Below are 13,332 nucleotides of genomic sequence, written 5' to 3' on the forward strand. Positions count from 1 at the left end.
GAGGGCTTGAAGATGAACATCAGGATATCAAGACTTCGGGATATATCGAAGCACCGGGCTTTTTGATGTGCTGAAAACTGTTTTCCGAGTTCTCATTTCCGTCCGCGCAAAGCTATTTTTTGTCTTTCTCATGATGGCCGCTTTTCTGGCTTTGCTGGGAGGATATGCCTATCACGCCATTTCAACGACCGGAGCCGTCGTTAAATATACCTATGACCGTCCCCTCATGGCGATTAACTACACCCGCGCCGCTGGGCAGACATTTAGCCAAATGGAAACGGAGCTGATCCGCGGAGCCGACCCAAGCACTCTGGCAAATCACCTCAAAGTTTTCCGAAGTGACCTCGCCGTCGCGAAGGAGAGGTCCATATCGGCCCGCGCCATAAGTGACTTTACGGATATAGAAACCCTGACCGCTCAATGGGTTGATATTTCTCTGGCGGGCAAGCTCCCCTTGACGGAACAGGAATTGGCGCAGCAGGCAGAATTGTCTTCGCAAATTACAGACAAACTCGGCGTCATTGCGGAGCTGCAGACCAATGAAAGTTTCCGAAACCGAGAAAGCGCCTTGGCGGGAATAGACAAGGTTGAACATTACTCTGTCATCGCAACGGGGCTCGCTCTCGCTTTGTCCATTCTTCTAGCCAGCTGGCTCAGTATGACCATCATCCGGCCGCTCAAAGCCGCCGCGCAAGCTGCGCGAAAAATTTCCGCTGGCGATTTAAATACGCAAATCCCCAAAGGCGGAGAGGATGAAACCGGCGCCCTGCTCAATACGCTCCGCTCCATGCAGGAGAGCGTGCGAGGGCGGGTTGACCTGGAACAGGCGGCGCGGGCGCTCGCGCAGATGCGGCTTGTGGACTCTCTGGAAAATTCCAAAGACGCGATTATTCTGACGGATGCGGATGAACGCATTATCGTCGTAAACCATCAGGTGCGAACACTTTTCCCGGATCTGAAAGGAGCGACGTTTTTGGGCGCGAAGCTGCAGACCTTTTTCCATCGTAGCGGCGTGCCCAAACACATTCCGCATATTTATGACGAAGTGCAGAATGAAATCCGGACAACCGACGGCCGGTGGGCGCGCATCAACGCCTTTGACACGGCCGAAGGCGGGCGCCTGATCCTCTGGACGGATATCACAGCGGCGAAAAAGGCGCATCAAAACCTGACCATCTCCAAAGACCAGACCGAAGTCGCCCACGCCAAAACGCTTTTCCTGGCCGCCATGAGTCATGAATTGCTGACGCCGCTCAACGCCGTTATCGGTTTTGCAGATGCCATGGCCATGGAGCACAAACAAAATGGGAGTGATCCGAAACATGTGGAAATGTGCCAAATCATTTCCAGAAACGGCGACCAGGTTTTAAAAATCGTTCAGGACGTGCTGAATATTGCCGATACGGCCAATGCTAGAATTCTTTCGGCTCATCAGGAAATAGTGGACTTGAAAGAGGTCGTGATTTTCTGTTTGAAAGTCATCGCCAAGGATATGAAACCAAAACGGATTCGCCTTATCTGGAACCCCCAAATGGCCCCTGTCAAGGTTCGCGGAGACCGTATCCACCTGCAACAGGCCGTTCTCAATCTTTTGTCAAATGCCGTCAAATTCAATCATGACGGCGGACGCATCAAGGTTGATATCCGCCTTCAGACCGATAATTCCGTAGCGCTTGACGTTATTGACGACGGCATTGGAATCAAAGCCGGGGATATAGACCGGATGATCGAACCCTTTGAGCAGGCCGATAACAGCTATTCCAGACGGTATGAAGGCGTCGGCCTCGGCCTGTCTGTCGTACAAAAAATCATGGCCTTTCATAAGGGCGAAATACGCCTGCGGTCTGCCTTGGGCAAAGGGACCTGCGCGACCCTTGTGTTTCCCCAGGCCTATACGGAAAGCGCCGATCAGAGCCGCTCAATAAATTCCGAGAAAATTAACAATTCTTCGATAGGGTCCGCTGCATGAAACTGAAACTGCCTCATGCCATCTGTCTTGTTAGCGTCATTGCCTTTCCAATCGGCGTTCTCGCTCAGGCCAATAGCGATATTGTGATTTCGCAAAAAAAGCGCACCTATGCGCCCGGTCAGGTGACAATTCAGGCCGGACAATCCCTGAAGATTGTGAATGATGATATTTTTCTCCACCACGCCTTTATTGACGCGGATCAGATGGAATTTGACTCCGGCTCCATGGAAGAAGGGGAAACCCGGACCGTGCAGTTTAACAAGCGCGGCAAGTTTCAGGTAAAATGCGCCATTCATCCGAAAATGAATCTGGACGTCACCGTCGAATAGACCGAATTTCCGATCTCATTGCATGTTTCCCCGAGGTCTGGTCTACGACCGATTTTTGTCATTTAACTGTTTTGAAACATCACTTGACGCCACCTTAACACTTTGCAACAAACTTCCTACGCGAAGGGAAGCGTCCGAATAAGATCTAGTTGATAGCATCGGGGCGGACGGCCAACTTCACACTCGCGAGGGGAAGCGTGTCCCGCCCAGGCCCGATAAGAGGCCATGGCATTTGACACGGCCAACTTCATAACATTGCCGGACCAACCTGCGACTAAATATGGCGCGAGGGGACATCTATTTTGGCACCCGGCGAAAGCAAAGGGAGGGTGTTATGACACTCTATTTAATTCTCGCAGCGGGCTTACTCGCTGTTATTTACGGCTTTGTGACCCGTGCCGGGCTCATGAAAGCCTCTACAGGCACGGAGCGAATGAATGAAATCGCAGGCGCGATTCAGGAAGGCGCGAAAGCCTATCTCAATAAACAATATAAGACGATTGCCATTGTCGGCGTCGTCGTAGCGATTCTGCTCTTTATTCTATTTGGAAACTGGATCGCCCCGGTTGGATTTATCCTGGGCGCGGTACTTTCAGGCGCGGCCGGTTATATCGGCATGCTCGTCTCCGTTCAGGCCAATGTCCGCACGACCGAAGCCTCTCGCGAGTCGCTCGGCTCGGGTTTGCGTGTGGCGTTTAAAGCCGGCGCGATTACGGGTATGCTCGTGGCCGGTCTGGCCTTACTCGGGATTGCCGGGTTCTTCTGGCTCCTAACCGAAGCTCTAGGCATTTCCTATGACTCCCGCGACGTGATTGACGGTCTTATCTCGCTCTCACTCGGCGCGTCTCTTATTTCCGTCTTTGCCCGTCTCGGCGGCGGTATCTTTACCAAAGGCGCCGATGTTGGCGGCGATCTGGTCGGGAAGGTCGAAGCCGGTATCCCGGAAGACGATCCCCGCAACCCTGCGACTATCGCCGATAATGTCGGCGACAATGTCGGTGACTGCGCCGGTATGGCTGCGGATTTGTTCGAGACTTATGTCGTGACTCTTGCCGCGACCATGGTGCTCGCCGCGATTTTGTTTGCCGGAGACGCCCTCACCGGTCTTCGCCGCGATATGATGATGTTGCCTCTTGCCATTGGCGGGGTGTGTATTGTGACCTCTATTATCGGCACATTCTTCGTCAAGCTGTCCAAAGGCTCCACCAATGTCATGGGCGCTCTTTATAAGGGCCTGATTGTGACGGGTGTTTTGTCCATTCTGGCCATAGCTGGCGTTATTTACACCATGTTCGGCTTTGGAGACATTCGCGGAACGACGATTTTCAATGGTATGGATTTATTTATCTGCGCAGTCATCGGACTCGTTATTACCGGTCTTATCGTCATGATTACCGAGTATTACACGGGCACGAAATACCGCCCGGTAAAATCCGTGGCCGAAGCCTCTGAATCCGGACACGGCACAAATGTCATCCAAGGCCTTGCCGTTTCCATGGAAGCAACAGCGGTTCCGGCCTTGATTATTATTGCCGGTATCATAGCCACTTATACGCTCGGCGGTTTGTTCGGGATTGCGATTGCCGTCACGGCTATGCTCGGCGTGGCCGGGATGATTGTCGCGCTCGACGCGTTCGGCCCTGTCACCGACAATGCCGGCGGCATTGCGGAAATGGCAGAGCTTGAGCCCGAAGTCCGCAATACAACGGACGCTCTCGATGCGGTGGGCAACACAACCAAAGCGGTGACGAAAGGCTACGCCATTGGCTCTGCCGGTCTCGGCGCACTTGTGCTGTTTGCGGCCTATACGCAGGACATCGCCTTCTTCTCCGGACAGACGGGCAATCCTCTGACGGGGGCGGTGGCTGATTTCAGCCTGACCAATCCTTATGTCGTGGTCGGTCTCTTATTCGGCGGCCTGCTGCCTTACCTCTTTGGGGCCTGGGCGATGCAGTCTGTCGGACGCGCGGCCGCCTCTATCGTTGAGGAAGTGCGTCGTCAGTTCAAATCCGATCCGGGCATTATGAAGGGCACATCCCGTCCTGATTATGCCAAGGCGGTTGATCTTCTGACCGGCGCCGCGATCAAGGAAATGATCAAACCGTCGCTCCTGCCTATCCTGTCGCCAATTGTACTGTTCTTTGCCGTTCAGTTCGTGGCCGGGACGGAAAATGCTCTGGCCTCGCTTGGCGCGATGCTCATGGGCGTGATCGTAACAGGCCTCTTCGTGGCGCTTTCCATGACCGCCGGCGGCGGCGCCTGGGACAATGCCAAGAAATATATCGAAGACGGAAATCACGGCGGCAAGGGCTCTGAAGCTCATAAAGCTGCGGTGACAGGCGACACAGTCGGCGATCCTTACAAGGACACAGCCGGCCCCGCCGTCAATCCGATGATCAAAATTACAAACATTATTGCAATTTTGCTCTTGGCAGTGCTCGCGCATTGATTTAACAAAAATGTCATAAAGACAGTCTCGCAAAGACGAGGGGAGAACGCCCCGCTTCCTTGGAAGCGGGGTTTTATTTTGGGATTTATCTATTGCCCCTGTTTCAGCCCTGCTTTTTACTCATTAGTACAAACTCAAAAAGCCCGTTAAATCTCTTAATGGGCTCCGCTTTAAATTAATTGTTTCAAGGTTGCGTCGTTATTCGGCAACCTCTTCCCTTACAGCTGCATAGAAAGCCTCCGGCTGATCCAGCATGATAAAATGGAAACTGTCTTCGATCACTTTCAGAGTGACATTCGGAGCGCTTTCATATTGCGCGGCATAGAGATTTTCCAGCTCTTCCAGACTGACGCCCATGACATCCGAATGAGGAATGAGAACGGTTGTTTCTAGAGTCAGGTCTGACATGGCGTTTCTCATATCGGTGCCCATCAACTCGCCCATCATGGTGGCGACCGTTTGCTGGTCAGAGGTTTTCCCCCATTCGGCCAGCTCCGGCATTGCTTCGGCATTGTTGGAAAGGCGCGCCAGTCCGGCCTGTTGCTGGGCGTCGAATTGCGCCCTCGGCAGGGAGGCGAGTTGTTGCGTCATTTGGGCGGACATGCTGGCCGCCTGCTCCGGTGTGGCTTCGGGCATATAGAGCCCGGCTAGATAAGGCAGGCTGTCCACGATAATCAGTTCGTCCAACTGTGCGGCGTCATCCAGCCCGGCTTTCAGCGCGACGAAACCGCCAAGCGAGTGCCCGATGAGCACAGTGTTATTTCCGGGCTTCTCTCTGAGATGGTTTGAAATGTCGTCAGAGATTTTCTCTGCCGAAATGTTGTCGACGGGTTTAGCTCCGGCAAACCCGGCGACCTGGACCACGCGCAGGTCGTAATCACTAAAGGCGTCAACCGTGCCGTCCCAAACGTCATCACTGGAGGCAAGGCCCGGAATGAGTACGAGCGTGCGGCCATCGGCATTTCCGGCGCGGGTGACCGTGATTGAAGAAGGCGCCTGCGCCTCTTGACTCTGCGCGTCGTCCATTGTGTCCGCCCGAGGCGTTGTGGCGCTCTCCGCCTTTTCGGCTTCGGTTACGTCATTGGCCTCATTCCCGGCGTCCGGGCTGCACGCCATCAGCAAACCCGCCATAGCGGTGCACAAAATTGTCGAATTTAAATAACGCATCATAATATTTTCCTTTTTTAATCTACTGGTAGGGCGGGTTAAGGTTCCGGTGTGAATATCGTCTCTATTGAGGCGCCAAAAACGCGGCCAATCTTGAAAGCCAGATCCAGGCTGGGGTCGTATTTTTCCCGTTCAATCGCGATAATCGATTGGCGGGACACGCCGAGCCGTTCGGCCAGATCCTGTTGTGACCAGCCCCGCTCTTTTCTCAGCTCTTTCAATGCGTTCTTCATTTGTAACGCCGCATTACAAGAGGCAGACACGCGCCCCAAAGACCGACCAGGGCAGGGCCAACCCAGATAGTGGGAATGGCGGGCCATCCGGCATTTTCTCCGAACCCCCAGATGATGGCGGCAAGTCCCAGAATTAACGCCCCCAGGGCAAAAGCCTCGGAATGGATGCGTTGGTAAAACTCATCCATCCGGCCATATTGGCGGATGATCGCCCAAAACCCGAGGAGCACAGGCAAAACCGGAAGAAGTTCCCAAATTCTCCATCCGCCTTCGGGCCGCGTCGCGACCACGCCGCACAGAATAATGACATAGAGGACCATCGACCCTCCGAATTCGATAAAATACGGCCTCATATTATTTGACGTTTTGTTCGTCATGATTTACCCCCTATTTGTAAAGTGACCTTTACATATAAGAGGTGCCGAAGAATGTAAAGGGTGCTTTACATAAAAAGACGCCGCTTTTTCAAACAGCGTCTGGACAATCTTATTTTATGTTCTTTATCCCCACATGTCGAAATAGATGATTTCGGCTTTATCTCCGTTTGTGAATTCCAGGTGGCCGCCTTTTTCAATCGCGAGCCCATCGCCGGTTTTTAGCTTTTGGCCATTGACGGAAAGGGCGCCGCGCGCGACTTGAATCCAGGCTCCGTGACCGTCCTCCAAAACCGTCTCAATGGACTGATGCCCCTCAAGGGTGGCGGCATAGATGTCAGCATTGGATTTGATCCGCATGGAGTCGCCCCGCCCGTCATGGGAGAGGAACAGAGCGAGCTTTCCGTCTTTTTCTTCGGGCGTCAGATCCTTGGTTTCGTAACGAGGCGTTTCGTTTTTCACATTTGGCAGGAGCCAGATCTGCAAGAGGTGTACCTGCTTCGTTTCGCTCGGATTATATTCGGAATGCCGCACGCCGGTGCCGGCGCTCATATATTGAACGCCGCCGGCCTTGACGGTCGAGCCATTACCCATGGAATCCTTATGCGCGAGCGCGCCGTCCAGAATGTAGGAGAAAATCTCCATATTGTCGTGCGGATGGGTCGGAAAGCCCTTCCCGCCATCGATATAGTCATCATTGATAACGCGAAGCGGGCCAAAGCCCATATGCGCCGGATCGTAATATTGCGAAAAGGAAAAACTATAGGCAGTTTTCAGCCAGCCATGATCGGCTTTGCCGCGCTCTTCCGCCGGGCGTAGATGTAATCCACCTGCCATAGCCGGGGCGTTTTCCTGTGTGACGTCAGTTGAAAGTTGAGGGGTCATAACGCGTTTCCTAATCTAATTCTTCGATAGCTTTAAGGGCGCTCGAAATCTTCTTGTCAGCCTCTTTGCCCAATCCGTCCGCCGCGATGAAGGTTACATCCGTGATTCCTATAAAGCTCAACGCATGGCGCAGGTAAGGCGTTGCGTAGTCAATCTCGCTGCCCATCGGCGTCCCGCCCGAGGCCAGTAAAATAATAGCGCGTTTGCCGTCCAATAAGCCGACCGGGCCGGACTCGGTATATTTAAAGGTCAGCCCGACGCGGGCGACCAAATCTATCCAGGCCTTGAGCGCCGCCGGGATGCCGAAATTGTAAATCGGTAGAGCGATGACGAGCGTCTCCGCTGTTTTGGCTTCCTCCACCAGGCCATCAGAGAAGGCCAATTTGGTCTTTTGGGCCTCAGTTCTTTGATCTGCAGGGGTGAAGTTCGCGCCAATCCAGGCCTCGTCGACGAAGGGCAGACCTTCGCTTAAGTCCCGCAGGTGAACTTTCACCGCTCTTTTCGCTGCCAGATGGTCGACGGCATGTTTTGCAAGCTTTCGGGAAATAGACCCCGTCTTCCGGCCACTGGCGTCAATTCTCAATATGTTTTCTATTTTGGACATGGTGTCTCCTTTCTATGGGCCAGATATAGTCTGTCTCGCAGAAAGGGATTAGAGGCTTGTTTTGAATTACATTGTTGCGTAAATCGAAACAATGAGCCGTTATGAGGAAATAGAAGCCTTTGTTCGAACCATAGAATCCGGGAGTTTCACCCAGGCCGCCAAACAATTGGGCCTGTCGAAATCCGCGACCAGCCGGCGCCTGTCTGATCTGGAAAACCGCCTTGGCACTCAACTCGTTCTTCGTACGACGCGGAGCCTGTCTCTAACGGAGGCGGGAGAGGCCTTGTTTCAGCGGGCGGTCGGATTACTCGCCGACTGGAACGAGGCGGAGGCCGACACGGCCTCTGGCAGCTGCGCCCTGGCCGGACGCATTCGGCTGGCGGCGCCTTTATCTTTCGGCGTTCAATATCTCGGCCCGGCCATTCTTGATTTTCTGGAGCTTCACCCAAATGTCGACTTCGATGTAGATTTTAGTGACCGGCAGACTGACCTTATTTCCGAAGGTATAGATATTGCCATCCGGATCGGGCAGCTCACGGATTCCACTTTGGTCGCGCGCAAGCTTGCCCCAATAGAGATGCTGGCGGCCGCCAGCCCGGCCTATCTCGACAGACAGGGCCGTCCCAAGGCGCCCCAGGACCTGAACGGTTTCGCCGAGTTACGCTATACCAATAAACCTCGAAAGGTATGGCGTTATACAGGCCCGAACGGCGTCAGCGGCGAGATTGAAATGATGTCTAGCCTGAAAGCCAATAATGGCACCTTTCTGACCGAGGCGGCGATTGCCGGACACGGGGTAACCATCGAACCGGCTTTTCTGCTCTGCGACGCCGTGCGCTCCGGCAAATTAGAAATCATCCTAGCTGATTATAGCTGGTCTGACGTGACAGTCTATGCCGTCTATCCACCAACCCGGCATTTGTCGCTCCGCGTCAGAACCTGGGTCGACTTTCTGGTGGAGCGATTCAAGGGCACACCGCCCTGGGCGATAGAAAATTATGGATTGAAATCCCGGTTTCGATAAGAGGATTTAATTTGCGCCCGCCGCTACGGATCGCCATATCTGCCTCCATGGACTCTGAAACTTTAACACCTGTTGCGGACAGACCGCAGCCCAAACGCAAGGGCGTCAAAGCTCCGGTCGCGGGCCGCCCGGCAGATTTGCTGGCCTGCCTCATTGCGTCTCTGGCGGCAATTTTGGCTGCTTTCGGCTCTCTCGTCTTTTTCCTGGGCTTTGCCGCCAATGACAGCGTTCTGGCCGGACTGATCTCTGCCTTTGTGTTCGCCGCTCTTCTGGGGGCATTCGCTGTCGGGCCCGCCCTCATCATAGCCTTTGTAGCGTGGCGGGGATGGAAATCGGGTCTGAGCCGTAAAAACGCGGTCTGGGTTATCGTGCTGACGATGCCCTGGGTTATTTTATCGGGACTGGCCTGGCTCAAAACCCCTCTGCCAAAGCTCCTCTCAGTCGCGGGCCTGGTCTTTTCCGGGCTTCTTCTAGGCTGGGCTTTGGCGACGCTCATTCTTAGCTTCAAACGGAACTTACGGTCTGGATAACAGTTAATTTATTTGAATACCTGCAACTTATGCTTATATTTTCAGCATGCGTTCAGGGACGGAGCGCTATAAATAGAATTATACTGACATGTACCAGTCTTTAAGGAGTCCCGCTATGTCCCCCTTTAAAACATTTATTTTAAGCGCCGCCTCGGTCGCTCTTCTGGCAGGCTGCGCGACGTCGACGCCGTACCAGCCGGCCTCCTCGCCAGGTGCTTATGACGGCTTTTCCCAAACCATGATCGAAAATGACCGCGCCAGAATTACCTTTGGCGGAAATTCTCTGACTAGTCGGGAAAGCGTTGAAAACTCTCTTTTATACCGGGCGGCGGAAATGTCTCTCGAGCGCGGCTTTGATTATTTTTCCTTAATTCAGCGCGATACAGAGGAAAATACACGGGTCAGAGTTTCTCCCGGACTGAATTCAAGCCTTTATGATCCGTATTTCGGGTATAGCTTTTACCGTCCGGGATTTGGCTGGAGTCGCGACTACCGCTTCTCCCGTTTCCGGGGCTTCCGCCGGGGATACGGTTTTGGTCGCCGCGGATTCTATGACCCCTTTTATGACCCGTTCTTTGACGATTACGATGTCCGCGAAATCACCAAATACCGAGCCACATCCGAAGTCCGGTTCGGGAAAGGCCCGACGCCCGAACGTGATAATGCGTTCGACGCGAGAGAAGTTCTCAGAAACCTCTCCGCTGTTATCGAGTTTCCCAAAGAAAAATCCTAAAGACAGTTTGGTCAATTGACTTAAGCCGCCCGTAACGGGCGGTTTTTTTATGCCTGAATGAAAGCGGGCGCGAGATCAAAAAAATCTGAATTTAAGAATGATTTGCAGTTGCGTATCATATTTCTTTCCCCTATAGAGCCGTCGTGAATGCGAATTGTTTGCAACAAACAGGGAAAAGCGAGGATGATGATACAATTGCAGTCCAAGGCCCTGGCAGCTTTATTGGCAGAAGAAGGCGGGCATTGCCGTCATGCCAACGCCATCAAGAAAGCTGTCCTGGAGGCGCGAGAGGCTGCCAAATCACCCCCTTTACCCCAGACAATCTGCAATGACAGAACGACTTTAAATTCCCAAATCCAGAAATAGAAACTCCTTCTCATGAAATACTTTACAACAGGCTGCGCCGCAGCCCTCCTTTCTGCGCTTGCAACACAGGCTATGGCCCAGACCTCCCCAAGCCTTCCTGATGACGAAATCGTCGTCAGAGGCCGTTACCTTTCCATAGATGAACTGAACGCCGTTAAAACCCCCACACCGATTATCAATATTCCGCAGAGCCTTTCGATTGTTACTGAAGATCAAATCCGGAATCAGGCTTTTACGAATTTCGGCGATATTTTGAAATACAGCCCCGGTCTGTCCATCAGCCAAGGTGAAGGCCATCGAGACGCAATAAATATCCGCGGGCAACAGACCACGGCAGATTTCTTTCTCGACGGCGTTCGCGATGATGTTCAGTATTTCCGACCTCTCTATAATATTGAACAGGTCGAAATTCTTCGCGGCTCCAACGCTTTGTTATTCGGACGCGGGGGCGCAGGCGGAATTATAAACCGCGTTACTAAAAAAGCCTCGACAGGAGAAAACTTCACAGGACTGACGGCCAGTGTCGATACATTTGGCGCGTATTCGGCGGCGATTGATACCAATTATGCGGTCAGCGAGACCGGAGCCGTCCGGTTGAACGGGTTTTTCGAAGGTCTGAACAATCACCGCGATTTTTTTGACGGAGAGCGTTTCGGCCTCAATCCAACAGGCCGGTTCGAACTGGGATCGCAAACGCGTCTTGATTTGTCCTACGAATATCTGGACGATGACCGGGTTGTTGATCGCGGTGTGCCGTCTCGCAATGTCGACGGAGGCCCTGACGTCCCGCTTGAAGGGTTCGATGATACATTTTTTGGATCGCCTGACGAGAACTTTACGACTTTGCAGGCTCACATCCTCCGCGCCCGGGTCGAACACGACTTCTCCGATACGCTGAGAGGAAACTTCACAGCGCAATATGCGGATTACGATAAACTCTATCAGAATCTGTTTGCCAGCGAAGAAGTGCAGCTCTCAAACGGCACCATTCCTCAGGTCGAACTGGACGGCTACCGCGATACAACGCAGCGGGAGAACGTCATTCTCCAAGGGAATTTGGTCGGTGAATTCGAAACCGGCCCTCTGGTCCATACCCTTTTACTCGGCGCGGAATATACGCAGCAGGACACGGCCAATGCTCGCAATGACAATGTCTTTGCGGCGAATGATGATGATCAGCTTTTCATCGACTTTACAGATCCGCTTGTCATTCCGGCCTTCAGCTTCTCAAGCCCGGCCCGCAACCGCATCTCCGATGTGGAAACAATGTCGCTCTACGCACAGAACCAGATTGATTTGACGGATCAGGTCAAACTCGTACTGGGCGCACGATATGACAGTTTTGATATTGGCGTTAACGACATCGCCAATAATGCGCAATTCCAGCGGAAGGATGAAGAAATCACGCCGCGCCTCGGCGCCATATATAAGCCGGTTGAAAATGTTTCCTTTTATGCCAGCTATAGCGAAACTTTCCTGCCGCGCTCCGGCGATCAATTCCTGACCCTTAATCTGGACAGCGAAAGCACCCGGCCGCAATTCTTCAAAAACAAGGAAGTCGGCGCAAAATGGGACATAAATTCCGCCCTGAGCTTTACCGCGGCTGTTTTCGAACTTGACCGGGAGAGTTTTACTTCGGTTGACCCGGAAAACCCAGACCAAGTTATTGTCATTGACGGATCTGAAACGCAGGGCTTTGAAGTTCAGCTCTCAGGAGAGCTGACAGATCGTTGGTCTGTTCAAGCCGGCTATTCCTATCTCGACGGCGAGGTCAATGTTGTCGACGGCTCCGGCTTTGACGGCAATGTCACACGGCAAACCCCTGAAAACATGTTTTCACTCTGGAATAACTATCAGGTCACGACAAAATTCGGACTGGGTCTGGGCGTAACCTATCAGGATAGTTATTTCGTGCGGGAAGATAATTCCGTGGAGGTTCCGGACTATACCCGCTTTGACGCCGCGGCATTTTATGATGTCTCCGATACATTGCGCTTGCAGGTAAATGTCGAAAATCTCTTTGACACCGATTACTTCCCGGATGCGCACAGCAATGATAATATTTCGACGGGAAAACCCTTGAACGCCCGCTTCACGGTTTCTAGCCGATTTTAATTAAGGCCCTCGGGCCTCCCATCCGCCCGTAAAAGAAATAACAGTTTCGCCCCCGCTTTTCAGACCGAAAGGCGGGGGTGCGTCTTTTTTGCAGGGACCTCTTGCTTTTTTCCTGACGCCCCCCGATATAGCGGCCAAATCCACCCCTCCTATAAATGCGAGATGATCGACCCTTATGAGTTTCCCCGGACAACAGAATTTTACCGACCGCTTGAAAGAACAACGTGAAGCCAAGCTGGCCATGTTGGAACGCGCCAAAGAAAAGCGGCTCGACCCGAAAGAAAAAGAACGCCTGATGAAAGAGCGGGCCGAGCGGAATAAACGCCGCGAAGAACGCGAAGCGAAAAAAGAAGCTGAGCGGAAAGCCGAGGAAAAGCGTCTGGCCGAAGAAAAGGCCGAGAAAGAGCGGAAAGCCAAAATCGCGGCCGAAGCAAAGGTCAAAGCACAGGAAGAATTGAAACGCGCTCAAAAAGCCCGGCGCGATGCAAAATACGCCGCGCGGAAAAAGCGGAAATAGTTTTTGCTTTGAATCTTACCAACCCGCTTTCTGGCGG

Annotated in this window: 14 protein-coding genes; 9 read left to right on the forward strand and 5 right to left on the reverse strand. The window is 53.0% G+C overall.

Translation table 11 applies throughout. The annotated features are described in order from the left end of the window. The first annotated feature begins 67 nt into the window (after positions 1 to 67). From ACN0IC_RS09495 to ACN0IC_RS09505, 3 genes are all read left to right on the forward strand, one after another. Positions 68 to 1,969, forward strand: a complete 1,902-nt coding sequence (locus ACN0IC_RS09495; RefSeq protein WP_416878541.1) for an ATP-binding protein — start codon at positions 68 to 70, stop codon at positions 1,967 to 1,969. Further along, complete coding sequence (locus tag ACN0IC_RS09500; RefSeq protein WP_416878542.1) at positions 1,966 to 2,298, forward strand: cupredoxin domain-containing protein; 333 nt, start codon at positions 1,966 to 1,968, stop codon at positions 2,296 to 2,298. The genes ACN0IC_RS09495 and ACN0IC_RS09500 overlap by 4 nt, the downstream gene beginning before the upstream one ends. Before the next feature lie 334 nt (positions 2,299 to 2,632). Continuing rightward, a complete protein-coding gene (locus ACN0IC_RS09505; RefSeq protein WP_416878543.1) occupies positions 2,633 to 4,747 on the forward strand; it encodes a sodium-translocating pyrophosphatase in 2,115 nt (704 codons plus the stop codon). 198 nt (positions 4,748 to 4,945) lie between these two features. Here ACN0IC_RS09505 and ACN0IC_RS09510 read toward each other — a convergent pair whose 3' ends face one another. From ACN0IC_RS09510 to ACN0IC_RS09530, 5 genes are all read right to left on the reverse strand, one after another. Further along, on the reverse strand, positions 4,946 to 5,917 hold the full coding sequence (locus tag ACN0IC_RS09510) for an alpha/beta fold hydrolase (protein WP_416878544.1): 972 nt from the start codon (positions 5,915 to 5,917) through the stop codon (positions 4,946 to 4,948). Positions 5,918 to 5,952: 35 nt separating this feature from the next. Next, positions 5,953 to 6,147, reverse strand: a complete 195-nt coding sequence (locus ACN0IC_RS09515; RefSeq protein WP_416878545.1) for a helix-turn-helix transcriptional regulator — start codon at positions 6,145 to 6,147, stop codon at positions 5,953 to 5,955. Continuing rightward, entirely contained in the window at positions 6,144 to 6,524 is a 381-nt protein-coding gene (locus tag ACN0IC_RS09520; RefSeq protein ID WP_416878546.1) for a hypothetical protein, read from the reverse strand. The genes ACN0IC_RS09515 and ACN0IC_RS09520 overlap by 4 nt, the downstream gene beginning before the upstream one ends. Before the next feature lie 123 nt (positions 6,525 to 6,647). Beyond that, positions 6,648 to 7,406, reverse strand: coding sequence for a pirin family protein (locus ACN0IC_RS09525; RefSeq protein ID WP_416878547.1), 759 nt, complete (start codon positions 7,404 to 7,406; stop codon positions 6,648 to 6,650). Between the two features lie 10 nt (positions 7,407 to 7,416). Continuing rightward, positions 7,417 to 8,010 carry an FMN-dependent NADH-azoreductase gene (locus tag ACN0IC_RS09530; protein ID WP_416878548.1) on the reverse strand — a complete coding sequence of 198 codons (594 nt, stop codon included), beginning with the start codon at positions 8,008 to 8,010 and terminating at the stop codon, positions 7,417 to 7,419. A gap of 91 nt (positions 8,011 to 8,101) precedes the next feature. Between ACN0IC_RS09530 and ACN0IC_RS09535 the strand changes: the two genes are divergently transcribed. The 6 genes from ACN0IC_RS09535 to ACN0IC_RS09560 all read left to right on the forward strand — a co-directional run bounded on the left by ACN0IC_RS09535 (position 8,102) and on the right by ACN0IC_RS09560 (position 13,295). After that, the gene (locus ACN0IC_RS09535; protein WP_416878549.1) at positions 8,102 to 9,034 is read left to right on the forward strand and encodes a LysR substrate-binding domain-containing protein; all 933 of its coding nucleotides are present in this window, start codon (positions 8,102 to 8,104) and stop codon (positions 9,032 to 9,034) included. An 11-nt stretch (positions 9,035 to 9,045) separates the two neighbouring features. Continuing rightward, on the forward strand, positions 9,046 to 9,564 hold the full coding sequence (locus tag ACN0IC_RS09540) for a hypothetical protein (RefSeq protein ID WP_416878550.1): 519 nt from the start codon (positions 9,046 to 9,048) through the stop codon (positions 9,562 to 9,564). Positions 9,565 to 9,679: 115 nt separating this feature from the next. Then, entirely contained in the window at positions 9,680 to 10,297 is a 618-nt protein-coding gene (locus ACN0IC_RS09545) for a CC0125/CC1285 family lipoprotein (protein WP_416878551.1), read from the forward strand. A gap of 183 nt (positions 10,298 to 10,480) precedes the next feature. Then, a complete protein-coding gene (locus ACN0IC_RS09550; RefSeq protein ID WP_416878552.1) occupies positions 10,481 to 10,663 on the forward strand; it encodes a hypothetical protein in 183 nt (60 codons plus the stop codon). Positions 10,664 to 10,675: 12 nt separating this feature from the next. Further along, positions 10,676 to 12,778: a TonB-dependent receptor gene (locus tag ACN0IC_RS09555; RefSeq protein ID WP_416878553.1), complete on the forward strand. Its 2,103-nt coding sequence runs from the start codon at positions 10,676 to 10,678 to the stop codon at positions 12,776 to 12,778. A gap of 175 nt (positions 12,779 to 12,953) precedes the next feature. Then, complete coding sequence (locus ACN0IC_RS09560) at positions 12,954 to 13,295, forward strand: DUF6481 family protein (protein ID WP_416878554.1); 342 nt, start codon at positions 12,954 to 12,956, stop codon at positions 13,293 to 13,295. Positions 13,296 to 13,332: the final 37 nt, after the last annotated feature.

Source organism: Litorimonas sp. (assembly GCA_029936425.1).
Taxonomy (GTDB): Bacteria; Pseudomonadota; Alphaproteobacteria; order Caulobacterales; family Maricaulaceae; genus Litorimonas.

Bases quoted from the DNA above. Each gene is read 5' to 3' on its own strand.
- ACN0IC_RS09500 (WP_416878542.1), top strand. From the start codon at position 1,966: ATGAAACTGAAACTGCCTCATGCCATCTGTCTTGTTAGCGTCATTGCC.
- ACN0IC_RS09505 (WP_416878543.1), top strand. From the start codon at position 2,633: ATGACACTCTATTTAATTCTCGCAGCGGGCTTACTCGCTGTTATTTAC.
- ACN0IC_RS09510 (WP_416878544.1), bottom strand. From the start codon at position 5,917: ATGATGCGTTATTTAAATTCGACAATTTTGTGCACCGCTATGGCGGGT.
- ACN0IC_RS09515 (WP_416878545.1), bottom strand. From the start codon at position 6,147: ATGAAGAACGCATTGAAAGAGCTGAGAAAAGAGCGGGGCTGGTCACAA.
- ACN0IC_RS09520 (WP_416878546.1), bottom strand. From the start codon at position 6,524: ATGACGAACAAAACGTCAAATAATATGAGGCCGTATTTTATCGAATTC.
- ACN0IC_RS09525 (WP_416878547.1), bottom strand. From the start codon at position 7,406: ATGACCCCTCAACTTTCAACTGACGTCACACAGGAAAACGCCCCGGCT.
- ACN0IC_RS09530 (WP_416878548.1), bottom strand. From the start codon at position 8,010: ATGTCCAAAATAGAAAACATATTGAGAATTGACGCCAGTGGCCGGAAG.
- ACN0IC_RS09535 (WP_416878549.1), top strand. From the start codon at position 8,102: ATGAGCCGTTATGAGGAAATAGAAGCCTTTGTTCGAACCATAGAATCC.
- ACN0IC_RS09545 (WP_416878551.1), top strand. From the start codon at position 9,680: ATGTCCCCCTTTAAAACATTTATTTTAAGCGCCGCCTCGGTCGCTCTT.
- ACN0IC_RS09550 (WP_416878552.1), top strand. From the start codon at position 10,481: ATGATGATACAATTGCAGTCCAAGGCCCTGGCAGCTTTATTGGCAGAA.
- ACN0IC_RS09555 (WP_416878553.1), top strand. From the start codon at position 10,676: ATGAAATACTTTACAACAGGCTGCGCCGCAGCCCTCCTTTCTGCGCTT.
- ACN0IC_RS09560 (WP_416878554.1), top strand. From the start codon at position 12,954: ATGAGTTTCCCCGGACAACAGAATTTTACCGACCGCTTGAAAGAACAA.